Origin of the sequence: Burkholderia stagnalis, from assembly GCF_039848545.1 — a bacterium.
In the GTDB taxonomy this organism is placed as follows: Bacteria; Pseudomonadota; Gammaproteobacteria; order Burkholderiales; family Burkholderiaceae; genus Burkholderia; species Burkholderia stagnalis.
Map to the genome: position 1 here is coordinate 1,180,016 of NZ_CP156686.1, position 21,740 is coordinate 1,201,755.

At 65.1% G+C, this 21,740-nt stretch carries 20 protein-coding genes and 3 pseudogenes; 6 read left to right on the plus strand and 17 right to left on the minus strand.

The annotated features are described in order from the left end of the window. The first annotated feature begins 192 nt into the window (after positions 1-192). From ABFO07_RS22010 to ABFO07_RS22030, 5 genes and pseudogenes are all read left to right on the plus strand, one after another. On the plus strand, positions 193-1,365 hold the full coding sequence (locus tag ABFO07_RS22010) for a hypothetical protein (RefSeq protein WP_347469567.1): 1,173 nt from the start codon (positions 193-195) through the stop codon (positions 1,363-1,365). A gap of 8 nt (positions 1,366-1,373) precedes the next feature. Further along, positions 1,374-2,195, plus strand: a complete 822-nt coding sequence (locus ABFO07_RS22015; protein ID WP_059805351.1) for a DUF2491 family protein — start codon at positions 1,374-1,376, stop codon at positions 2,193-2,195. 119 nt (positions 2,196-2,314) lie between these two features. Continuing rightward, a complete protein-coding gene (locus tag ABFO07_RS22020; protein ID WP_347469568.1) occupies positions 2,315-3,016 on the plus strand; it encodes a hypothetical protein in 702 nt (233 codons plus the stop codon). Positions 3,017-3,267: 251 nt separating this feature from the next. Continuing rightward, complete coding sequence (locus ABFO07_RS22025) at positions 3,268-4,665, plus strand: ISNCY family transposase (RefSeq protein ID WP_059971218.1); 1,398 nt, start codon at positions 3,268-3,270, stop codon at positions 4,663-4,665. A gap of 230 nt (positions 4,666-4,895) precedes the next feature. Beyond that, a pseudogene (locus ABFO07_RS22030) lies at positions 4,896-5,351 on the plus strand (helix-turn-helix domain-containing protein); the annotation flags it as partial. A 1-nt stretch (position 5,352) separates the two neighbouring features. Here the strand turns inward: ABFO07_RS22030 and ABFO07_RS22035 are convergent. The 4 genes from ABFO07_RS22035 to ABFO07_RS22050 all read right to left on the minus strand — a co-directional run bounded on the left by ABFO07_RS22035 (position 5,353) and on the right by ABFO07_RS22050 (position 8,318). Then, on the minus strand, positions 5,353-6,102 hold the full coding sequence (locus tag ABFO07_RS22035) for an amino acid ABC transporter ATP-binding protein (RefSeq protein ID WP_059559147.1): 750 nt from the start codon (positions 6,100-6,102) through the stop codon (positions 5,353-5,355). Further along, a complete protein-coding gene (locus tag ABFO07_RS22040) occupies positions 6,089-6,739 on the minus strand; it encodes an amino acid ABC transporter permease (protein ID WP_059559144.1) in 651 nt (216 codons plus the stop codon). The genes ABFO07_RS22035 and ABFO07_RS22040 overlap by 14 nt, the downstream gene beginning before the upstream one ends. After that, the gene (locus ABFO07_RS22045; RefSeq protein WP_059805232.1) at positions 6,736-7,422 is read right to left on the minus strand and encodes an amino acid ABC transporter permease; all 687 of its coding nucleotides are present in this window, start codon (positions 7,420-7,422) and stop codon (positions 6,736-6,738) included. Before ABFO07_RS22045 ends, ABFO07_RS22040 begins: the two co-directional genes overlap by 4 nt. An 89-nt stretch (positions 7,423-7,511) precedes the next feature. After that, positions 7,512-8,318 (minus strand): transporter substrate-binding domain-containing protein, encoded by an 807-nt coding sequence (locus ABFO07_RS22050; protein ID WP_059559136.1) that lies wholly within the window; start codon positions 8,316-8,318, stop codon positions 7,512-7,514. Positions 8,319-8,923: 605 nt separating this feature from the next. Between ABFO07_RS22050 and ansP the strand changes: the two genes are divergently transcribed. Next, on the plus strand, positions 8,924-10,414 hold the full coding sequence (ansP, locus tag ABFO07_RS22055; protein ID WP_059881087.1) for an L-asparagine permease: 1,491 nt from the start codon (positions 8,924-8,926) through the stop codon (positions 10,412-10,414). A 434-nt stretch (positions 10,415-10,848) separates the two neighbouring features. On the opposite strand, the gene ABFO07_RS22060 is transcribed toward ansP, so the two are convergent. The 13 genes and pseudogenes from ABFO07_RS22060 to ABFO07_RS22120 all read right to left on the minus strand — a co-directional run bounded on the left by ABFO07_RS22060 (position 10,849) and on the right by ABFO07_RS22120 (position 21,669). Next, entirely contained in the window at positions 10,849-11,286 is a 438-nt protein-coding gene (locus ABFO07_RS22060) for an Lrp/AsnC family transcriptional regulator (protein WP_059805229.1), read from the minus strand. Continuing rightward, positions 11,283-12,211: pseudogene (locus tag ABFO07_RS22065) on the minus strand (homocysteine S-methyltransferase family protein). The gene ABFO07_RS22060 and the pseudogene ABFO07_RS22065 overlap by 4 nt, the downstream one beginning before the upstream one ends. A gap of 104 nt (positions 12,212-12,315) precedes the next feature. Continuing rightward, complete coding sequence (locus ABFO07_RS22070) at positions 12,316-13,485, minus strand: trans-sulfuration enzyme family protein (RefSeq protein WP_059805223.1); 1,170 nt, start codon at positions 13,483-13,485, stop codon at positions 12,316-12,318. Positions 13,486-13,529: 44 nt separating this feature from the next. Further along, on the minus strand, positions 13,530-14,225 hold the full coding sequence (locus ABFO07_RS22075) for an ABC transporter permease (protein WP_081059711.1): 696 nt from the start codon (positions 14,223-14,225) through the stop codon (positions 13,530-13,532). Positions 14,226-14,238: 13 nt separating this feature from the next. Then, positions 14,239-14,916, minus strand: coding sequence for an ABC transporter permease (locus ABFO07_RS22080; RefSeq protein ID WP_124491169.1), 678 nt, complete (start codon positions 14,914-14,916; stop codon positions 14,239-14,241). A gap of 71 nt (positions 14,917-14,987) precedes the next feature. Next, positions 14,988-15,767 carry a transporter substrate-binding domain-containing protein gene (locus ABFO07_RS22085; protein ID WP_347469569.1) on the minus strand — a complete coding sequence of 260 codons (780 nt, stop codon included), beginning with the start codon at positions 15,765-15,767 and terminating at the stop codon, positions 14,988-14,990. Positions 15,768-15,798: 31 nt separating this feature from the next. Continuing rightward, on the minus strand, positions 15,799-16,596 hold the full coding sequence (locus ABFO07_RS22090; protein WP_059559112.1) for an ABC transporter ATP-binding protein: 798 nt from the start codon (positions 16,594-16,596) through the stop codon (positions 15,799-15,801). Positions 16,597-16,676: 80 nt separating this feature from the next. Continuing rightward, positions 16,677-18,107 (minus strand): aldehyde dehydrogenase family protein, encoded by a 1,431-nt coding sequence (locus ABFO07_RS22095; RefSeq protein WP_059805210.1) that lies wholly within the window; start codon positions 18,105-18,107, stop codon positions 16,677-16,679. Beyond that, positions 18,104-19,183 carry a homoserine dehydrogenase gene (locus ABFO07_RS22100; RefSeq protein WP_060291688.1) on the minus strand — a complete coding sequence of 360 codons (1,080 nt, stop codon included), beginning with the start codon at positions 19,181-19,183 and terminating at the stop codon, positions 18,104-18,106. The genes ABFO07_RS22095 and ABFO07_RS22100 overlap by 4 nt, the downstream gene beginning before the upstream one ends. Positions 19,184-19,334: 151 nt before the next feature. Next, the gene (locus ABFO07_RS22105) at positions 19,335-19,832 is read right to left on the minus strand and encodes an Lrp/AsnC family transcriptional regulator (protein ID WP_059881097.1); all 498 of its coding nucleotides are present in this window, start codon (positions 19,830-19,832) and stop codon (positions 19,335-19,337) included. A 31-nt stretch (positions 19,833-19,863) separates the two neighbouring features. Next, positions 19,864-20,544 (minus strand): hypothetical protein, encoded by a 681-nt coding sequence (locus ABFO07_RS22110; RefSeq protein WP_124491167.1) that lies wholly within the window; start codon positions 20,542-20,544, stop codon positions 19,864-19,866. Positions 20,545-20,762: 218 nt separating this feature from the next. Then, positions 20,763-20,932 (minus strand): annotated as a pseudogene (locus ABFO07_RS22115) (LysR family transcriptional regulator); the annotation flags it as partial. Further along, a complete protein-coding gene (locus ABFO07_RS22120; protein ID WP_059805253.1) occupies positions 20,923-21,669 on the minus strand; it encodes a BON domain-containing protein in 747 nt (248 codons plus the stop codon). The gene ABFO07_RS22120 and the pseudogene ABFO07_RS22115, both read right to left, overlap by 10 nt. Positions 21,670-21,740: the final 71 nt, after the last annotated feature.

Consider the following 21,740-nt stretch of genomic DNA (forward strand, 5'->3'; position numbering starts at 1 on the left):
TCGTGGAAATGCTCGCGCAAGCTTTCCTCAGACTTGCTACGATTGTGCGCGCGGCGAAAGGGGGGAATTTCTCGGCTCGCGTATCGCACGGCACTCGCGCCCGGACGGCGCAGGGACGACACGAAAACCCACGCATGAAAACGGGCTGGAACGGCAACTGAGAGGCCGGCGGCTGGCCCGCGCAGATCTATCTTGAACAACAAGGACGTCAACAACATGAAGGCCACACGCCTCCAGGTCGCCGCGACGCTGGTCGCATTCGCGCTCGCTACGGGCTGCGCGGCGCCGGTCGCCTTTGCCAAGAGTTCCGGCTTCAGCTCCAGCCGCTCGTCATCCAGCTCGAGTTCCGGCTCCAGCCGTTCATCGGCCAGTTCGAGTTCGAGCTCCAGCCGTTCTTCGTACAGCTCGAGCTCCAGTTCCAGCTCCAGTCGCTCCTCCTTCGGCTTGAGTTCTGGTTCCAGCTCCGGCCGTTCCTCCTTTGGCCTGAGTGCCGACTCGGGCTCCAGCCGCTCTTCCTTCGGCTCAAGTCCGAGCGCCAGCCGCTCGTACGGCTCGTCGAGTTACAAGAGCGCTTCCGATGACGCTTCGACGCGTTCGTCGGCTGGTACGTCCAGCCTGTCCGGCACGTCGAAGAAGTCGGGGTTCAGCAGCTCGGGTTCCAAAAAAGTGATTGCCGCGACTGCGCTCGGCGGGGCGCTGTATGCCGCTCAGTCGAGCCGGGACGCAGCCGCGACGCTGAATTCGAGCGAGTCGTCGCGTAGCAGCAGCGGCGACAGCGGCAGTACCAATGGCAGTAGCAGCAACGCGAGCGGCAGTTCGCTCGACCGCGGCACTTCCGGCTATACGCGATCGTATGGGACGCGCAGCGATACGCCGCCGCCACCGCCGCCGTCGTACAGTGCGCCCGCTCCCAACGTGCCGCCACCGCCGTCGTACCGTTCACCCGCGCCCAGCGCGCCACCGCCGCCGGTGGTGGTACAGCAATCCAGTGGCAATAGCGGCCTCCTGCTCGGCTATATGCTCGGGCGCAGCAGCCAGCCGCGCGAAACGGTCGTTGTCCAGCAGCCGACGGCGCGCGCGGCCGATTCAACCGATGCGCCGGGGTATCGGCGCGTCAGCGACAATGCTACGCCGGATACCGACACCGCCGCATCCGAAGCCCGGGCGGCGGCTGTCGATTCGCCGCCTGCAACGACGGCGAAACAACCGAAAAAGGAAAACAAGCATTGGGTCGTGGGTACGGTCGTGCTGATCGGCGGATTCTTGCTGGCCGGTTGGCTCGTCTTCAAGCTGCTCGCGTGGGTGCGCCGCGCGTGGTCGGACAGGAAGGCACGCTATGTGTCCCGCACCAACTACCGCCTCTGAGAACGAACATGGGAATTCTTGAACTCGCTCGCCGTATTGGCGCAAAACGCCTCGACGAGTTTGCGCGCACGCAGGCAGATCAACCGGAGCGGGTCGACACGGGGCTGCCGTTGGGCGCGCGTATCGGCGGCATGATCGAGCTGGTGCTGGCCGATTTTGCATTGCTCGAAGGGTCGCTTCTCGTCGTGCCGCCGGCTGTGCAGATGCCGATCGTTGCGGTCAGTCGCCTGCATGTCGACGCCGATGCGGATCTGTCGATCTTCCGGCTGTACACGGATACGGGCACGGATCGGAACGGGCAGGGTGCATTCCTGCAGATCATGACGGGCAATGACGCTCCGCAGGATGTGCGCGAAATCGCGTACTACCAGTTCCTGTACCGCGAATATCCGGTGACGGCCGAGGAGCAGGACGCCTTCCTCGGCAACGGCTACGGCCTTGGCCAGGACCGCTACGACATGGACCGCGACGAGCTTGCCCAGATCGCGCACCTCGCAGGGAATCCGGCGCGCGTCGATGCGCTGCTTGGCGGCAACGAGACGCTCGGGTTCGAGCGCGATGCGCCGGGCGGCGACTACGTCCGGCCGTGGACGGCCCGGGAGCGTCGGCTGGACGACGGCATCGGCGAGAAGGGCGTCGAGAAGACGCATTCGTTCATGCAATACGTGCGGCGCCTGCCGGCCGGCCCGGCGCAGGAAAGTGGCCCGATCGAGCGCCTGTGGATCGATTTCGAGCATGTCGAGACGATGGACGGGCGCCCGGCGGAGGCTGTCTGGGTCGACTATTTCGCCGGTCTTGCCATCGATCCGCTGCGCGTCAAGGTTTTCTGAGGGGCGAAGCCGCCTCGATCCATTCGCAACTCGCAACTCGCAACGCAAGATTTACCAAGGAGCACACCATGTCTGGCTGGAAACTCGTTTCGTCGCTTCTCGCGAAACACGTTGGTACCGTGGGCGACCGCCTCGCGCAGCAGATCGCCGCATTCGATCCGGAAACGGCGACGCAAGTCGACCGCGACAACCTTCAAGCGAAGCTGCATGAAGTGGCGGTCAAGCTGGCCGAGGCCAAGCAGAAGAACGGCGCCGCGCAGAAGGCGGCGACGGAATTGAAGGCCAGCATCGACGGCGACGTGAAGGCGTCCGTCGTGCTGATCGCCAAGTTCGAAAAGCAGGAAATCAACGAGGTCACGCTGACGCAGTTCACCAACGACCTCGAGCGCCGCCAGCAGGAGATGCCGCGACGTCAGGCCGAGGCGGACGGCGCGCAGCAGCTCGTCGATACGCTGCAGGAAATCCTGACGACCGTCGAAACCCAGGTGAACGAGTTCGACGCGCGAGCGCGCGCGGCGATGGCGGATCTCGCGCAGGCCCAGGCCGATCGCGAGCGTGCGCAATTGATGCAACAACAGCAGGAGGAATTGAACCGGTTGCGTGCGAGCACCGGGTCGGCTTCGACCGGGCTCGGCGCGTTGCAAGCGGCGGCTGCACAGGCGCGTGTTGCAGCGGATGCCGCGCAAACGGTGGCTGCCATTGGGCAAAAGCCGCTCGACCAGCAAGCTGCGGTTGAAGAGGCTCGTCGTATTGCTGCGGGTGCGTCGCCTGCTGGTACGGAATCGGCGGTTGAGCGCTTGCGGCGGATTTCGCAAGCGTAATTGGGGAGGCCGCGTGTCGGTGATGTCGGCACGCGGCGACGAGGGCTTGTGTTGGTTTGGATGGTTGGGTGGACGTTCTACATGAGTTTACATAACGTGAATTATCACCAGAAAAGCTGTAAGAGCAAAGTTGTAATGTCGTATCTGGGCAAAGTTGAAATGTCGTAGTTGGCCGCGGGTTGGTTCATCCTGAGCGGCTCCTGATGGTCAACCAGGAGCCGCCCGTGGCCAACAACACCAACACGATCACCATGAGCATGCGAGAGCTGGATCGACTCAAGGTTGTCGAAGCGGTCGTCGAAGGACGGCTGATGCCGTGGCGAGCCGCGGAGCGACTCGATGTCAGTCGACGACAGGTCGAGCGGCTCGTCGCCCGGTATCGGGCCTCGGGACCGGCCGGTCTGGTATCGCAGCGGCGCGGCCAACCGAGCAACCATCAACTGCCGGAGGATTTGGCGCATCGCGCCTTGAGCGTGATTCGCGAGCGTTATGCCGATTTTGGGCCAACCTTGGCCTGCGAGAAGCTGTGGGAATGCCACGGCCTGCAGCTATCAAAGGAAACGGTCCGCAAGCTGATGACGGACGCCGGCTTGTGGATTCCGCGCCGGCAGCGCCCGCCGAAGGTTTACCAGCCCCGGGCGCGGCGCGCATGCCTGGGCGAACTGATCCAGATCGACGGCAGCGAGCATCGGTGGTTCGAGGGCCGGGCGCCGCAGTGCACGCTGCTGGTGTACGTGGACGACGCGACCAGCCGGCTGATGATGTTGCACTTCACGGCGACGGAATCGACCTTCAGCTATTTCGAGGCGACGCGCGCGTATCTGGAGCGGTACGGCAAGCCGGTGGCGTTCTACAGCGACAAGGCGAGCGTGTTCCGCAGCACGAATGCGAGCAAGACCGGCCGCAGCGTGACGCACTTCGGCCGGGCGATGTACGAGCTGAACATCGACACGTTTTGCGCAAACAGCAGTTCGGCCAAGGGGCGGGTCGAGCGTGCGCACCTGACGCTGCAGGACCGGCTCGTCAAGGAGCTGAGATTACGCGGGATCAGCACGGTGGCCGACGCCAACGCCTATGCGCCCTCCTTCATCGCCGCCTATAACGCACGCTTTGCGAAGCCGCCGCGCAGTGACTTCAACGCGCACCGGCCGTTGCGGGCCGACGAGGATCTGGATCAGTTGCTGACCTGGCGCGAAACGCGGCGCGTCTCGAAGTCGCTGACGGTGCTGTACGACCGGGTGCTGTACTTGCTGGACGATACGCCGGCCAACCGCAAGCTGATTCATCGCTACATCGACGTGTGGGAGTACCCGGATGGGCGGATCGAGGTTCGCGCCGACGGCCGCGTGTTGGTCTGTCGGCAGTACGACAAACTGGCGGAGGTCGATCAAGGCGCGGTGGTCGAGCATAAACGCCTGAGTCATGCGCTGCAGGTGGCGGAAGCGATCCAGGCGCAGCGCGACAACCGACGTGCGTCAGGATCGCCATCGCGCACCAACCGCGGCATGCCGGTACGTGCCAAGGCATCGCCACCCGGCACCAAGAAGCAGCGCGCGTTCACGGCGGCGGACGTTGAAGCAGCCATTCTGAATCTGGCGGCGCAAACCCCTGATGCCAAATCACGTCGGCGGTCTGCGAGGGCTGGCTGATCGAGCGTAAGCGCTCTGCTGCTTCAAGCCCAATCCTTCAACGCTGAATGATGGGCAAACCGATGAAACATGCGACATCTGTATTTGGCTGCCGCTACGACATTTGAATCTGGGTATGACAAAAGCTTGTAGCGGCTAGATAGTAATGTCCGCTTTTAGCTACATAGAAATGTCCGCTTTGATGGCCAGTAAGCTGACCAGTCGCCGGGACTCCGGCGCTGGAGGCGTCGATGGCCGCAACAGAACGGATAACGATGACGATGCGAGAGCTGGACAGATTCAAGGTCATTCAGGACGTGGCGGACGGCAAGCTCAAGCCGTGGCGCGCGGCTGAGCGACTGGAGTTGACGACGCGGCAGATTCGGCGGCTGGTCGCCAAGCTGCGCGAGCACGGTGCGGCTGGTTTGGTGTCGGGGCATCGTTCGAAGCCGGGTAATCGTCGTTTGGATGCAGGAACGGCCGACCGGGCGCTCTCGATCATCCGCGACCGTTACGCCGATTTTGGCCCGACGCTGGCCTGCGAGAAGCTGTGGGAGTGTCACGGCATCCGGCTGGCCAAGGAGACGGTCCGCAAGCTGATGGCCGACGCCGGCTTGTGGGTGCCGCGCCGGCAGCGCCCACCGAAGGTTTACCAGCCGCGCACACGACGCACATGCCTGGCCGAACCGATCCAGATCGACGGCAGCGTCACCGCTCGGCAGTCTCCCTGTTCCGCACGCTGCCCAGAAACCGCGTCAGCTCCACCGTCTGCGGCCGCTCGAAGATCTCTTCGGCCGTCCCCGTCTCCCACACCCTGCCCTGGTGCATGAACACGATCCTGTCGCTGACCGCACGCGCGAAGTTCATCTCGTGCGTGACCATGATCAGCGTCATGTCCTCGCGCGCGAGTTGCTCGACGACGCCCAGTACCTCGCCGACGAGCTCGGGATCGAGCGCGGACGTGATCTCGTCGCACAGCAGCACGCTCGGCTTCATCGCGAGCGCCCGCGCGATCGCGACGCGCTGCTGCTGGCCGCCCGACAGATGTTCCGGAAACGCGTCGAACTTGTCGCCGAGGCCGACGCGCTCGAGCATCAATTCCGCGATCGCGCGCGCCTGCTCGCGATGCGCCTTCTTCACGACCGACTGTGCGAGCATCACGTTCTGTCCGGCGCTCAGGTGCGGAAACAGGTTGTATTGCTGGAACACCATCCCGACCTTGAGCCGCAGCGCACGCAGGTCCGCGTGCCGCGCATCGACGCGCGCGCCGTCGATCGAGATCGTGCCCGCGTCGATGCTCTCGAGCCCGTTGAGCGTGCGCAGCAACGTGCTCTTGCCCGAGCCGCTGCGGCCGATGATCGAGACGACCTGCCCGCGCTCGACGGAGAAATCGATCCCCTTGAGCACATGATGGGTGCCGAAGTTCTTTTCGAGACCACGGGTTTCAACGAGCGGCATGCCATCTCCTTTGCAACGTGCGCGCATAACGGGTAAGCGGATAACAGAGCGCGAAATAGATCAGCGCGACGAGCCCGTACACGACGAACGGCCGGAACGTCGCGTTCGAGATCGCGATGCCGACCTTCGTCAGCTCGGTGAAGCCGATGATCGACACCAGCGCCGTATCCTTCACGGCCTGCACGCCGAAGCCGACCGTCGGCGCGATCGCGATGCGCGCGGCCTGCGGGAGGATCACGTGACGCAACTGCTCGATATAGCTCATGGCCAGGCTCGCCGACGCCTCCCACTGCCCTTTCGGCACCGCCTCGACGCAGCCGCGCCAGATTTCGGCGAGATACGCACTGGTGAAGAACGTGAGCCCCGCCGTGGCCGCGACCCACGGCGGCACGTCGAGCCCGACGAGCGGCAGGCCGAAGAACACGATGAACAGTTGCATCAGCAACGGGGTGCCCTGGAAAACCTCGATGTACAGCTTCGCACTGCCGCGCAGCACCGTCGAACCCGACACGCGCATCACGAGCAGCCCCAGCCCGACGAGGCCGCCGGACAGGAACGATACGATCGACAGCACGATCGTCCAGCGCGCGGCCAGCAGCAGGTTGGCGAGAATCTGCCCGAACGTGAAATCGGTCATCGCGCACCTCGCACGCGACGGGAGAACAGGCGGCGCCCCATCGAGCCGAGCGCGCCACGCAGCAGCAGCGCCATCGCCAGATACGCGAGCGTGATGACGAAATACGTCTCGAACGCACGGAAGTTGCGCGACTGAATGTAGCCGGCCGCATAGGTCAGATCGGCCACCGAGATCTGCGACACCACCGCCGAACCGAGCATCGTGATCACGATCTGGCTCGAGAGCGCGGGAAACACCTTGGCGAGCGCTTGCGGCAGCACGACGTGGCGCAGCATCTGCGCGCGCGACATCGCAAGCGCGGCTGCCGCCTCCAGATGCCCTTTCGGCACGGCGGCGACGCCCGCGCGCACGATCTCGACCGAGTACGCGCCGAGATTGAGCGTCATCGCGAGAATCGCGGCCGTGTATTCGTCGATGTGCACGCCGAGCGCGGGCAAGCCGAAGAAGATGAAGAACAGCTGGACAACGAACGGCGTATTGCGAATCGCCTCGACGTACGCGCCGATCAGCGGGCGAAATTGCACGGCCGCACGCGCATCGGCGCTGTACGCGGCCGCGCCGAGCACGCCGAGCGCCACGCCGAGCACGGTCGCGACCGCGGTCAGCGCGAGCGTGATCGCCGCGCCGCTCGCGAACACGCCGGCGTATTCGGCGAGCTCGCCGAATTGAAGCTGGTAGCTCATGACGATTGAGTCAGTTCGGGTTCGGACAACGACACCCGCCGCGCCGGCGGCGCCGGCTGCGGCGATGTATCAGGCGGCACGACGATCCGTCACAGGCCGGCCGGCAGCGGCTGGCCGAGCCATTTCCGCGACATCGCGCCCAGCGTGCCGTCCTGCTTCGCGTGGGCGATCGCATCGTCGATCTTCGCGAGCAGGCGCGGTTCGTTCTTGTTGACGCCGACGAAGCACGGCGAATTCTTGATCACGAACTTGACCTCGGGCCGGCGCGGCGGATTCTTCGCCAGAATCGCCGCCGCGACGATGTTGCCGGCGGCGATCAGCTGCACTTGCCCCGACAGGAACGCCTGGATCGTCGCGTTGTTGTCCTCGAAGCGCTTGATCGTCGCGTTCGGCGCAAGCTGCGACAGCGCGATCTCTTCCAGCGCGCCGCGCGTGGCGCCGACCGTCTTGCCGGTCAGGTCGGCGGGCGCGGCCACCTTCACGTCCGCCGGCCCGAACACGCCCTGGAAATACGGCGCGTACGCGCTCGAGAAGTCGATGACCTTCTCGCGCTCGGGCGTCTTGCCGAGCGACGAGATCACCATGTCGACCTTGTTGGTCGTCAGGTACGGAATCCGGTTCGCACTGTTCACGGGCACCAGCTTCAGCTTCACGCCGAGCGATTTGGCGAGCAGCTCGGCCATGTCGATGTCGTAGCCCTGCGGCTGCATGTCCGTGCCGACCGAGCCGAACGGCGGATAGTCTTCGGGTACCGCAACGCGTAGCGCGCCGCTTTTCGCGATGGTGTCGAGCGCGTCGGCATGCGCCGGCGCAGCGGCGAACAGCGCCATCACGGGGGCTGCGATCAGCGCAGCCAGCCAGGTGCGTCGGGGGAACGGTCGAGTCGTCGGGCTCACGGTGAATCTTCCTTGTCTGGTATGTCGTCGGGCAGCGCGCAACCGTTGCGCGGCCGGTGCAACTCCAGCAAAAACCGGGCCATCGCCATGAAACGCTTGCGGTACCGGCACGAGATGGCAATTCCGGCAACCCGTATTCCTCATTCCGGTGCATGGGCCGGCATCGGCGACAGCCGTTGCCCTCGCAGTGCGCGTCGGCGCACCAAATTAACTAACCGGTTCGCCCCGGGGAGTCAAGCGCAGGCGTATTGAACGTACGCCGGCCCCTGTTCATCGCCCCGGAGTGGAAACAAGAAATCGAAACGACAGTCGCGCACGCACGATATACGGGGTCGCACGCGCCTTGCAGGCCGACGCGCTTTGCGGCGCCCTCGCCGCGGCCCATATGCACGGATTCGAACAGGTTCAGTCCAAATTTGCATTCCGTTTGTGACGGGAATTACGGCCGAATACGTTCGCGACATACCGTGCCGTTCGCCACGATCGGCGAATCGCAAGCAGGATGGGCGCGCCGGATTTCGCGCCCTCCTTCTCCGGTACGAGGGGTTCCCGATCGTCTCGCGATCGGGATGAACGCAATCACATCAGAGCACGAGGACGCAATCATGGCATCGCTTCCCGAATCGTCGACAACGGGCGAAACCGACAAACGCAGCTGGCTCGAATCGCACGAGGCCGGCTATCACAAGACCCTCGGCAATCGACAGGTGCAGATGATCGCGATCGGCGGGGCCATCGGCACCGGTCTGTTCCTCGGCGCGGGCGGCCGTCTGCAGGCCGCCGGACCGTCGCTCGCGATCGTCTATCTGGTATGCGGCGCGTTCTCGTTCCTGATCCTTCGCGCGCTCGGCGAACTCGTGATGCATCGCCCCAGCAGCGGCAGCTTCGTGTCGTATGCGCGCGAATTCCTCGGCGAAAAGGCTTCGTTCGTCGCAGGCTGGATGTACTTCCTGAACTGGGCGATGACGGGCATCGTCGACATCACCGCCGTCGCGCTCTACATGCATTACTGGGCGCCGTTCGCGGGCGTGCCGCAATGGGTTTTCGCGCTCGTCGCGCTCTGCATCGTCGCGACGATGAACCTGATCGGCGTGAAGTGGTTCGCCGAGATGGAGTTCTGGTTCGCGCTGATCAAGGTCGCCGCGATCGTATTGTTTCTCGCGATCGGCTCCGCGCTTCTCGGCACGGGCGTGCAGGTCGCCGGCCATGACACCGGCATGCATCTGATCACCGACAACGGCGGGTTCTTTCCGCACGGACTGATGCCGGCGCTGGTGCTGGTGCAGGGCGTGGTGTTCGCGTTCGCGGGCGTCGAACTGGTGGGCACGGCCGCCGGCGAATGCAAGGATGCGCGCAAGGTGCTGCCGCGCGCGATCAACAACGTGATCTGGCGCATCGCGATCTTCTACGTCGCGTCGGTCGTCCTGCTGGTCTGCCTGCTGCCTTGGAGCGCGTACAAGGCGGGCCAGAGCCCGTTCGTCACGTTCTTCGGCGCGCTCGGCGTGCCGGGCATCGGCTCGGTGATGAACCTGGTGGTGCTGACGGCGGCGTTGTCGAGCCTCAACTCCGGCCTGTATTCGACCGGGCGCGTGTTGCGTTCGCTGTCGATGGGCGGATCGGCCCCCGCGTTCCTCGGGCGAATGAGCGCGCAATCCGTGCCGTATGCGGGCATTCTGGTGACGGTCGCGATCTATGTGGTCGGCGTACTGCTCAACTATTTCGTACCGTCAAGCGTGTTCGAGATCGTCCTGAACATCGCGTCGCTCGGCATCATCAGCACATGGGGCTTCATCGTCGTGTGCCAGATGAAGTTCCGCGCCGCGGTCAGGCGCGGCGAGGTGGACGACGTGCCGTTCAGGATGCCGGGCGCGCCCGTGACTTCGTGGCTCACGCTGCTGTTCCTGCTCGGCGTGCTGGTGCTGATGGCATTCGATTACCCGAACGGTACGTGGACGATCGCATCGATCCCGCTGGTCGCACTGCTGCTCGCGGCTGGCTGGAAGTGGCTGAGCAGCCGAGCGCGCCGCGGGTTGCTCAAGCCGACGATTCCGTCGGTCACGCTGACACGGCAAGTGCTCGAAAAGGGTAACGACTAAGCCGACGCGCGATTGGGGGCGGCCTCCGGCCCGAAACGCCGGCCATGGAGATTGCGGTCACACTCTCGGCCCGGTGAGTCGTTCGACGGAAATGTCGGCACTCGTACCGATGACGCAAACAATCCACGGCCGGCCATCCGACTGCGACCCGCCGGATTCGATCGACGCAATCGACCGCTATCGCGCCCCCGCGCTCGACCTGTCCGCACATGCGCCGGATCGACACGCACATGGCGCCAACTTGCGGCATTACGCCGCCCCGCCGACCATCTGTCGACAACCCAAAAGACCACTTGTTGACGGGCAACCCTGCGCAGCACCGAAACTGCTTCAGCGGCCAGCAGCGGAAAGGTGCTCTTCAGAACGCGGGCCATTTTTCGGCGCAGAAAGCGGTTGCCTTCTTGCTCATATCCCGACTCTTTCGGGAATTTCAGTCAACGCTTGTGGACGATCGAATCGAGCACGAAGCTGGTCGTCATGTTTTGCACACCGTCCATCGCACTGATCGTCGCCCAGATGTCGCTGATGCGCTCGTGCGTGGATGCCTCTATCTGCACCAGCAAATCGACCTCGCCGCTGAGGACCGCGCAATCGCGCACCTCGGCGATCCGCTCGAGTGCGGCAAGCACGTCCGCGCCGCGCATCCGGTCCTTGCGATAAACGAGCATCACGGCGCGCACCGGCACGACATCGTCGGGCACTGCGAGCCGCACCGTGTAGCCTGCAATGATGTTCAGCGCTTCTAGCCGGTCGATCCGGTTCCGGACCGCCTGCCTGGACAAACCGATCCTATCGGCCAGCACCGCGAGCGGAATCCGCGCATCGGCACACAATGCGTCGATTATCTTCTGGTCCAGGCCGTCGATCTTCATTGACCGAACCCGGTGTGCCCGGCGCCGCGTGCGTCGACCGCGTCGCGCACTGCCGCGATGTGGCCGGGGCCGATTCCGCAACATCCGCCGACGATCCGCGCGCCCAGCGCAAGCCACTGCTCCGCCCATCTTGCATAACCGGGCGGATCGATGTCGGCGCGCAAACCGTGAAGTTCCTCGTTCGCGCGCGCATCGGCGCGCTGAGGCGGAAATGCGTTCGCATATGCGCCGATTGATAGCGACGTCCCGTTCGCGCGAGCGTGCGCTGCGCCGTCTCGATCGCCGCCCCCATCGCTTCCGGCTGGCTGCAGTTGAACAGCAGCGCGGTCGCGCGCGCGGACACGGCGGCGTCGATCGCTTCGTCAAGCGTCTGTCCCGATCGCAGTACCGGCGTGGCTCCTGCGTCGACGTCGTCGCGCAGCGTGAACGAGACCCAGAGCGGCTTCGGATTCGCGCCGAGCGCGCGCCGGACTGCGTGGATCTCGTCGGTCAGGCTCTGTGTCTCGGCCAGCCACAGGTCGACGTACGGATCGAGCCCATCGACGAGCATCGCCAAAATTGCATCGGCGCGCGCCGCGTCGAACAGGTCGGGCCGGTACGATCCGCCCGTCGGCGGAAGCGATCCTGCGACGCGCACGGGCCGCGCTGCGCGGTCCGCCGCTTGCCGCGCGAGTTGCCCGGCAAGTGCCGCGAGCGCGACGCCGTCGCAACGAAATCGCTCCTCGCCGATATGGAACGGCACGACCGCATAGCTGTTCGCGGTGAGCACGTCGGCGCCCGCAGCGGCAAACGCGTCGTGCGCGAGACTGACGTAATGCGGCGCTTCCATCAGCGCGAGCGCCGACCATTCCGGCTGTCTGAACGGCGCCCCCATCCGCGCCAATTCGCGCCCCATGCCGCCGTCGAGTACTGTGATGTCATGCATAGTCCGTGCTCCGTCGTTGCAATCCGCGCATCTCGCGCTTGAATCGATTCAAAGGCCGGCGCGACGCGCGTGGGGCGTCGATCGAGCGTGCGCGCCGGTCCGTGTCAGATCTGCGCCAATGCTTGCGCGATATCGCTTTTCAGGTCGTCGATGTGCTCGATGCCGACCGAATAGCGGATGAAATTGAGCGGAATGTCGGCAGCACGCATTTGCTCTGCCGACATCGTGCCCGCCCACATGGATGCCGTATGGATCGCGAGCGAATCGACGCCGCCGAGATTGCCTGCATTCAACGGCACGCGCAGCGCCTCGACAAAGCGCTGCGCTTCGCCGTACCCTCCCCGCACGCCGAACGCCACCACACCGCCGAAACCGCGCATCTGCCGGCATGCGAGCCCATGCTGCGGATGGCTGCGCAGGCCCGGATAGAACACGCGCTCGACCTTCGCGTGCGCTTCGAGGAATTCGGCGAGCGCCTGAGCATTCGCGTTGATCCGCTCGACGCGCATCGGCAGCGTGCGCAGCCCGCGCAGCAGCAGCCACGCGTCCATCGGGGACAGCACCGAGCCGAGCGTAATATGCGTATGCCAGATCTGCTCGGCGAGCACGCGGCTCGTGCAGATCACGCCGCCGGTCAGGTCGTGATGGCCGCCCAGATACTTGGTGGCGCTGTGCACGACGATGTCGACACCGAGCCGGTGCGGCTGCTGGTTGACCGGCGACGCGAACGTGTTGTCCGCGAGTGTCAGGATGCCGCGGGCGCTTGCGATTTCGGTCACCGCGGCGATGTCGGTCACGAGCAGCAGCGGATTGACCGGCGACTCGAGCACGATCAGCCGCGTGTTCGGCCGAATCGCCCGATCGAACGCAGCCGCGTCGGTCTGGTCGACGAACGTCACCTCGACGCCGAACCGGCGCAGCATGTCGTCGAGCATTTTCGTGGTGCTCATGTAATGACGCGTCTGGCCGACGACGTGATCGCCTGCCTTCACGACACTGAGGATCGCGGTCGCGATCGCGCCCATTCCGGATGCCGTGACGAGCGCGGTCTCGGTGCCCTCGAGCTCCGCCATGATTGCCTTTACGCGCTCGTGAACCGGATTGCCGTAGCGGGTGTAGTTGCGCGGATGCTGCGGCACGCTCGACATCTCCGCGAATTCCTCGCTGCCGGCTGCCTTGAACACCGCCGAATAGTGAATCGCCGGCGCGACCGACTTCTCGTCGGTCACGTCGCGGTCCGCAGCGAGCGCCAGCGTTTCAAGCTTGTATCCCATGTCGTCCTCGGATCGTTCGTTGTGTCGCGTTCATGCGGTGCCGGTCAGGCACGCACGCTGCCCAGATGGCGATTCAGCAGACCTTCGACGCGTTTGAGCACGGTCGAAAGCACAGCCGTGATACCGACGTACACGATGCCGGCCAGCATCAGCGCGTCGGTCGTATAGGTTTCGATGGAGATGCGCCGCGCGACGCCGGTCAGGTCGAGCACGGTGATCGTGCTGGCCAGCGCGGTCGACTTCAGCTGCAGCACGATCTCGTTGCCGAGCGTCGGTGCGACGATGCCGATCGCGCGCGGGACGATCACGAACCAGGTCAGCATGAAGCGGCTCATCCCGAACGCGAGCGCGGCTTCCTTCTCGCCGGCGGGGACGCCGGCGATCCCGCCCCGGATGTCTTCCGCCATGTACGCCGCGAGGTTGAGCGTCAGCGCGCACAACGCACACGAGAACGATCCGCCGACCAGCAGCCACAGAGGCGACGCACGCACGATCGAGAACTGCGCGAGCCCGTAATACAGCACGAAAATCTGCACCAGCAGCGGCGTGCCGCGAAACACCGACATGAACAGGCGGCTCGGTGTCGACAGCCACCGGCACGCCGACGTGCGCGCGACAGCCAGCGGCACCGCGAGCGCGAACGCAAGCGTGCATGACAGCACCAGCAGCTCGAGCGTGATCCATATGCCGCGCGCGACGTCAGGGCCGGACTGCGCGATGAGGGAAAGAAAGTCGTTGATCACAAGGCCCTCCTCAGGTGCGTTTTGCGTAACCGCGGCCCGCGATGCGCTCGAGCCACGCGAACACGGGATTCGATGCGGCGAGAAAGCCGAAATAGACGATGCCGACCGTCACGTAGAAGACGAATGGCTGCTTGGTGAACTGCGCGGCGATGTTGGCCTTGCGCAACATGTCCTCGAGCCCGACGATCGACACCAGCGACGTGTCCTTCAGCAAGTTCTGCCACATGTTGTTCAGGCTCGGCAGGCAGATGCGCCACGCCTGCGGCAGGCGCACGTGCCACAGTGTCTGCAGGCGTGTCAGCCCGTACGCGCGCGCGGCCTCGATCTGTCCGGCCGGCACCGCGATGAACGCGCCGCGGAACATCTCCGACGAGTAGGCGCCGAACACCACGGCGAGCGCGATCACGCCGGCGGAAAACGGGCTGATGACAATGGCGCCATCGAATTGCGCGTTGAGCAGATGCGACAGCCCGAAGTAGCAGATCAACAGGATCAGGAACTCGGGAATGCCGCGCAGGAAATTGGTCAGCGCATAGGTCGCATGTCTGAGCCACCTCACGCTCGACAGTTTTGCCGATGCGCCGGCGATGCCGAGCAGCATGCCGACGCACAGCGCGGCGACTGCAAGCTCCAGCGTGACGAGCGCGCCAGCCGCGATCTGCGCGGCGTAGTTCACCAGGATGTCCATCGTGATATCGCTCCTTGTGAGCCCGGATCGCGCAGGCCGCCGTCCGGCGACCGCGCGGTCCCGATGCGCGGTTATTGCGGCGCGATGCTGAATGGGAAATAGCGCTTGTTGGCTGCGGCGAACGTGCCATCCGCCTGCACCTGCGCGATGCCCTTGTCGAACAGCGCCTTCAGCGGCGCGTCGCCCTTGCGTACCGCGATCGCCGTACCGTCGCCGAAGATGTCCGCATCGGCGATCGGCTTGCCGACGAAGTCGAAGCCTTCCCGCCTGCCGGCCTTCGTCAGCCAGTCGTACGCGACCGTGTTGTCGGCAAACACCGCATCGACGCGCCCGGCCTCGAGATCGAGCCAGGCCTCGTCGAGCGTCTGGTAGACCTTCACGTTGATTCCCGACTTGCTCGCCGGCAGGCGGCGGCGCAGATAGGATTCATGCGTCGAGGCCGTCTGAACGCCGATCGTCCTGCCGCGCAGCGTGGCGGCATTGTCCGTGATGCCCGAGCCCTGCTTCGCGACGAGCTGCACGGGCGCCGTCGTGAAAATGCGCGTGAAGTCCACCGACTGCTCGCGCTCCGGCGTCTTCGACATTTGCGCGAGTACCGCATCGATCTGCTTCGCCTTGAGTGCTGGAATCAACGCGTCGAAATCCATCGTCACCCACTGACACTTGACCTTCAACGTGTCGCACATCTTCTTGCCGATATCGATCTCCATGCCCTGCAGCTTGCCGGATGCATCCTTGTATTCGAACGGCGCGTAATCGGCGAGCGTGCCGATCCGCACGACCTGCTCGGCATGCGCGACCGATCCGAGCAGCGCCGCACCCACGCACAGCGACTGAAGCAGCTTCTTCATGGTTTCCCCTCCGGTTGACATTGAATCCGCATCAGATGATGCTGGACAGAAACTTCTGGAAACGCGGCGATTTCTGGCTCGCGAACACCTCATCGGGGCTGCCGTCTTCCTCGATTCGTCCCTGGTGGACGAACACGACGCGGTTCGCGACTTCGCGTGCAAACCCCATCTCGTGCGTGACGACGAGCATCGTGCGTCCCTCGTCGGCCAGCGAGCGCATCACTTTCAGCACTTCGCCGACGAGCTCGGGATCGAGCGCGGACGTCGGCTCGTCGAACAGCATCACGTCGGGGTCGGTCGCGAGTGCACGAGCAATCGCGACGCGCTGCTGTTGGCCGCCCGACAGCTGGTTCGGATAGTGGTCACACTTGCCGGCGAGGCCGACCCGTTCGAGCATCGCGATCGCCTTGTCGCGGGCGTCGCGCTTCGGCACGCCGAGCACGCGCACCGGCACGAACATCACGTTCTGCAGCACGGTCATGTGCGCCCAGAGATTGAACTGCTGGAACACCATCGCGAGCTTGCGGCGCACGCGCATCACCTGCCGAGCATCGGCCGCGACGAGCGCGCCGTCGCGGCCCGCCGGCTTCAGCGCAAGCGTTTCGCCGTTCACGCAGATCCGGCCGCGGTCGGGCATTTCCAGCAAGTTGATGCACCTGAGGAACGTACTCTTGCCCGACCCGCTGCTGCCGAGGATCGACACGACCTCGTGATTCTTCGCGGTCAGCGAGATGCCCTTCAGCACCTCGACGCCGCCGAACGACTTGTGAATATCCTCGACCACCAGCGCGTCTGCCGCCGGCTTGCATGCAGGAATTGCTGCTGGCATCCTCGACTCCTTCTTCGATACGTTTCACACACCGCTCCGGTTCGCGCCGCGCCGGCCCGCCAGGTGCCGGCGCTTGCGCATCAGCTCGACAGCCGCCGGTTGCGCCTGAAGCAGACCACCTTCGGCTGCGTCATTTCCGTCATCGCGAACCGAACGCCTTCGCGGCCCAGCGACCCATGCTTGAATCCACCGAACGGCATGCCGTCGAAGCGGTAATCGGACGAATCGTTGATCATCACGCCGCCCGCCTGCAGGCGCTCGGCCGCGCCGAGCGCCGCCTCCAGGCGGTTGGTGAACACGCCTGCATGCAGGCAGCTCTCCGACGCGTTGGCCGCGTCGAGCGCCTGCTGCAGGTCGGTGAATTTCTCGATCGTCACGACCGGCGCGAATACCTCGTCGGTCCATACCCGCGCGTCGTGCGGCACATCCGCGAGCACCGTCGGTTCATACAGCGCCCCGCGTCGCCGATGGCCGGTCAGCACTGTCGCACCGCCCGAGACTGCATCGTCGACCCAGCGTTCGATGCGGATCGCCTGTTCCTCGTCGATCATCGGCCCCATGTCGGTCGCATCGTCCAGCGGATCGCCGACGACCATCCTGCCGGTCAGCTCGACGAAATACCGGATGAACGGCTCGTACGCGGCCTCGGCGACGAAGATCCGTTGCGTACCGATGCAGTTTTGTCCCGCCGCCCAGAACGCGCCCGACACGCACGATTCGGCGGCGTCCTTCAGGTCGCAGTCGGCCATGACGATCACCGGCGCATTTCCGCCCAGGTCCATCGCGATCTTCTTGAGTCCCGCATCGCGCGTGATGGCTTCGCCGGTCTGCGGGCCGCCGGTAAAGGTCACCATCCGGATCCGCCGGTCGCGCACCAGCGCGGACGCGATCTCCGCGCCGCCGTGCACGATCTGCAGCGCGTCACGCGGCGCACCGGCTTCCCACAGGGCCTCGACGAGCGCCTGTGCGGACAGAGGCGCGAGCAACGAGGGCTTCAGGATGGCAGCGTTGCCGGTCGCGATCGCCGGTCCGAGCTTGTGTGCGACGAGGTTCAGCGGGTCGTTGAAGGGCGTGATCGCGAGAATCACGCCCAGCGGCTCCAGCGTGTAGTAGCCGCTGCGATCCTCCGAGCCGGGATACCCGTCGAACGGGATCGTCTCGCCGTTGAGTCGTTTCGCTTCCTCGCCCGACAGGCGCAGCGTGTTCACGCAGCGCGCGACTTCCTTGCGGGCCTGCCGCAGCGGCTTGCCCGCTTCGAGCGCGATCGTGCGTGCAAATGTCTCCGCATGTGCCTCCACGCTCGCGGCTGCGCGAAACAGGATGTCGGCTCGCTGGCTGCGTGGCATGATTGCGGCCGCGCGCGCGCCGTCGAGCGCGCGCTCGACGAGGGCCGGCGCCGCATCGGCCCGCGACAGACGGACCTGGCCGACGATCGAGCCGTCATACGGCGACCGGACATCGGCTACGCCGGCTCCCGTGCAGTCGGTCATCACCGCATCGCGCGCGCTCATGCCGCCACCTCGTGCGAGGCTGCGCCAATCCTGTCCGCCAGTTCGATCAGGTCGGAGAGGATCGCAAACGCCGTTTCCTCGCGCCCCGCGCCGGGTCCGCTGATCGTCACGCTGCCGAGCACGTCGGTGTCGAACGTGATCGCGTTCGTCACGCCGCTCGCGGCAAGCAATGGATGGCCGGCCGGCAGCTTGCGCGGTTCGACGCTCGCGGTGACGGTGCCGTCCGGATGGCGGACGGCAGATCCGATCAACCGCCAGGACATGCGCTCCGCCACCGCCGCGCGCACGTCGCGCTCGGTCAATTCCACGATGCCGCGGCACGTTACGTCGCCGCGCTTGAGGCCGGCATTCCACAGCGCGTTCGCCAGAATGACGACCTTCAGCTGCACGTCCGAACCGTTGACGTCGGCCGCCGGGTTCGCCTCCGCATAGCCGCGCTGCTGCGCATCCCGGATCGCCGCATCGAAGCTCGCGCCGGCCTCGACCTCACCGAGCACGAAATTCGACGTGCCGTTCAGGATGCCGGCGAAGCCGTTGATGTCGCAGCCGCGCAGCGTCGTCGCGAGCTGCCGCAGCACCGGCGTGCCGCTCATCACCGTGCCCTCGTACATCACGCAAGCACCCGATTGCGTGGCGATCCGCGCCAGTGCCGGCTGCGCGAGCGCGATCGGCCCCTTGTTGGTCGTGATCACGTGCTTGCCGCACTCGAGCGCGGTACGGCAATGCGACAGCGCAGGCTCACCGGTGTTCGGATCAGTGAAGGTCGCCTCGATGACGACATCCACGTGGTCCGATGCGATGGCCTTCAGCACCGCACCGAGGCCGACGTCCGGCGACACCAGCGTGCCGGGATCGCGACGCAGCGCTTCGGCATCGACGCCCCGCCGAGCGGTTTCGTCGAGGACGTCCAGCGCGATACCGCGAGGATTCGTCGCGATCCCGAGCCGCAGGTCGGCGACCATCGTCACCGATACGTCGAGTCCCGCCGCACCCAGCATCGCACGCTTCTTTTTGAGCAGTTCGACCAGTGCCTGATTGACTCCGCCGAAACCGACCAGTGCCAGTTTGAGTTCCATCTCGATCATCTCCTGTTCATTGACTACGTGACACAGGTTAGTCATGCGAATCGATTTTCAAATTAGGCTTTTCGCCCGATTCAGGGAGTCACCCGTTGCGGTTTGTCATGCGGGACGGGCGGATCGCCCGTTCCCGCGCGAAGCAAGCACGTCAGGTGGCCGGCGGTTCGTCGTCGCCGTCCTTGTCGACCGGCACGAACAGCCCGACCTTGACCGCGCTCAGCACGACGTTCGTGTTGATCCGGCGGATCATCGGGTTGCTCTGCATGATGCGTGCGGACAGCCGGTCGTACGCCTCGACGTCGTGTGCGGTGATGATCGCGATCAGGTCGACGGAGCCGGTCACGTAGTAGATCTGCTGGATTTCGTCATGCGCCTTCGACCACTCGCGGAATCTGGCGACCGTCTCGTAGTTTTCGCGTTCGATCTCGATTGCCGCAATGAACGTCATCGGCCTGCCGACCGCCGCGCGATCGACCACCGCGATTTCCGCCGAAATGATCTTTTCGGTGCGCATGCGCTTCAGCCGCTTTTGCACGGCCGATGTGGACAGACCGATCCGTTCGGCAATGGCGTCCGCAGTCGCGGTGCAATCGCGCTGGACGATATTCAGGATCTTGCGGTCGAAGGTGTCGAGTGCGTCGGTCATGGCGTGGCCTGCCGGAGAACGGGTGCTTGCGTCAAAGATAGAAAGGTCGGGCCGATCTGAGCCCGACCAGATGCCGGACGCGGTCGAACGCGGTGACGAGCGTTTCGCGCCATTGCGCTACTGGCCCGCAGATGCATACGGGTGCGAAATGGATCGTATCCACACCGGCAGGAATACGGAACGGGCGCTCGATGCCATCGTCCGATTCGGTCACGAGTGCGGTGCCGTCGACTTCGGTCAGGCTCATCAACAGATGGGCGGGCGCAGTCGCGCCAAGCAGGTTGCGCAGAGGCGACTCGTTCGCGGACAACTGCTCGAGCAGCGGCAGCTCGTACGCGCCGGGCCACCAGGTGTCGTGCTCGTCGAGCCACGGGCCGACGCCCGGCATTCCGACCATCTCGAGGATCCGGTCCGCGCCCAGATGCGCATAGGCGCGGCACCGACCGGCCTCGTCGGTGGCGGAGCACGCCAGCCAGCCGGCGGCGCTCGTGACAGGGTCCGTCAACACGACGTTCGCAGGCTTCAGTCGACCGAGCATGCCAGCCGCGCTTGCAGCCGATCCGTGCCGTTCGCAGGCCCTCCGCGGGTGATCCGGGACGATCCGGCATACCCACTTGGGACCATCCTGCAAAGCGGCGGGGACGTCGCCGGACCGGACTTGAGCGGTTCGCCTGCGGGCGTGTTCAACGATGACGATTGGCGTGTCCGGCATACAACTCTCTCGTGCTTGCGGGGCTCGTCGCAGCGATGCTGGCGCGCTTCATGGATTGGCTGACGATGTTGGGGCTGGAGAAATCATATCGTCTCGATGCGACTAAAAAAATCTCAACCGCATCGAATGGCGACGCAAAGCATCGAAAAACACCGCTTGATGGATGTTTTTCATCCGAGCGGACGCCCGGCAGGTCCGGTTACAGGTGCGCAGGCGAGAAGGGATTCGAGAATTTCCCGGCATGGCCGACCAGCGTGCCGGCTTGCGGTGTCGGCGCCATGCCGCCGGGTGTTCGGGTGAAGAGCGGATCGTGCGGGTATTCCCGCAGGTGGCCGAGCCAGGTGCTGACCGTCGGCTGGCTCCGGCCCAGTTGCTTGGTCAAGCGCGTGGCGCACTCACTTCGATGCGGTTCACGACCCCTTCGATCGCATCCAGGCACCACGCGTCCTGTTCGGCCATCAGCCTTTCCGCCTCCGTCGCGACCCAGCCCGCCAGGGTGATCTGGTGATTCTTCACGCTGACGGTGATCTGGTCGGCTCGCACGCGGGGGTCCGTTTCCAGCACGAGATGCATTACTTCGGAAATCTCCTCGTCGCCGTCGGCTTCGGCGGGCACCAGCTCCAGCAGGTTCACCACGTCGCGGCAGCTGCCTGCCCACCACGCAAGCACGCCTGCCAGGCGCCGGTGAGACAGGCTGATCACCTGCCCTGTCAGCGTCACGACACCATTTTCGACCGTCACCTCGATCGCGCCGCTGCCCTCGTTGCCGGCCTGATCCATGGTGCCGCGCAGCACCTCGAGCTGCCCTTTGACGCGTGCGCAAATCACGCAGTTGCGAAAATCGACCGCCTGCGCGAGCCGCTCGCAAATGCGCGTGCGCAGTTCGCCATCGCCCATCGGCGGATGGGCCGCCACAAGGAGCCGGTCGACAAGCGGCACCCCGCCGCTATGTGCGTGGGTCAGCGAAAGCAGGCGCTTCTTCGATGCGATGTCCGGCACCTCGCCCGACACGGTCAACGCGTTGCCGTCAAGACTCATGTGAATGGGATGATTGTGTAACTTCAGGTGAGATTCGTGTTCAAAGGCCGCCATCACCTGCTTCAGGACCGTGTCGCTGCGTTGCATGATCTGCCTCGCGCAAAGGTTGAATGAAGCAGCGCCGCCGGTCCCGGACGGAAAAGGCATCTGCTGCATCC

Excerpts from the sequence above, each read along its gene's own strand:
- ABFO07_RS22025 (WP_059971218.1), top strand. The coding sequence starts at position 3,268 with ATGAGCATGCGAGAGCTGGATCGACTCAAGGTTGTCGAAGCGGTCGTC.
- ABFO07_RS22110 (WP_124491167.1), bottom strand. The coding sequence starts at position 20,544 with ATGCCGGACACGCCAATCGTCATCGTTGAACACGCCCGCAGGCGAACC.
- ABFO07_RS22035 (WP_059559147.1), bottom strand. The coding sequence starts at position 6,102 with ATGCCGCTCGTTGAAACCCGTGGTCTCGAAAAGAACTTCGGCACCCAT.
- ABFO07_RS22105 (WP_059881097.1), bottom strand. The coding sequence starts at position 19,832 with ATGACCGACGCACTCGACACCTTCGACCGCAAGATCCTGAATATCGTC.
- ABFO07_RS22045 (WP_059805232.1), bottom strand. The coding sequence starts at position 7,422 with ATGAGCTACCAGCTTCAATTCGGCGAGCTCGCCGAATACGCCGGCGTG.
- ABFO07_RS22080 (WP_124491169.1), bottom strand. The coding sequence starts at position 14,916 with ATGGACATCCTGGTGAACTACGCCGCGCAGATCGCGGCTGGCGCGCTC.
- ABFO07_RS22100 (WP_060291688.1), bottom strand. The coding sequence starts at position 19,183 with ATGGAACTCAAACTGGCACTGGTCGGTTTCGGCGGAGTCAATCAGGCA.
- ABFO07_RS22095 (WP_059805210.1), bottom strand. The coding sequence starts at position 18,107 with ATGAGCGCGCGCGATGCGGTGATGACCGACTGCACGGGAGCCGGCGTA.
- ABFO07_RS22015 (WP_059805351.1), top strand. The coding sequence starts at position 1,374 with ATGGGAATTCTTGAACTCGCTCGCCGTATTGGCGCAAAACGCCTCGAC.
- ABFO07_RS22120 (WP_059805253.1), bottom strand. The coding sequence starts at position 21,669 with ATGCAACGCAGCGACACGGTCCTGAAGCAGGTGATGGCGGCCTTTGAA.
- ABFO07_RS22090 (WP_059559112.1), bottom strand. The coding sequence starts at position 16,596 with ATGCCAGCAGCAATTCCTGCATGCAAGCCGGCGGCAGACGCGCTGGTG.
- ansP (WP_059881087.1), top strand. The coding sequence starts at position 8,924 with ATGGCATCGCTTCCCGAATCGTCGACAACGGGCGAAACCGACAAACGC.
- ABFO07_RS22040 (WP_059559144.1), bottom strand. The coding sequence starts at position 6,739 with ATGACCGATTTCACGTTCGGGCAGATTCTCGCCAACCTGCTGCTGGCC.
- ABFO07_RS22070 (WP_059805223.1), bottom strand. The coding sequence starts at position 13,485 with ATGGGATACAAGCTTGAAACGCTGGCGCTCGCTGCGGACCGCGACGTG.
- ABFO07_RS22060 (WP_059805229.1), bottom strand. The coding sequence starts at position 11,286 with ATGAAGATCGACGGCCTGGACCAGAAGATAATCGACGCATTGTGTGCC.
- ABFO07_RS22085 (WP_347469569.1), bottom strand. The coding sequence starts at position 15,767 with ATGAAGAAGCTGCTTCAGTCGCTGTGCGTGGGTGCGGCGCTGCTCGGA.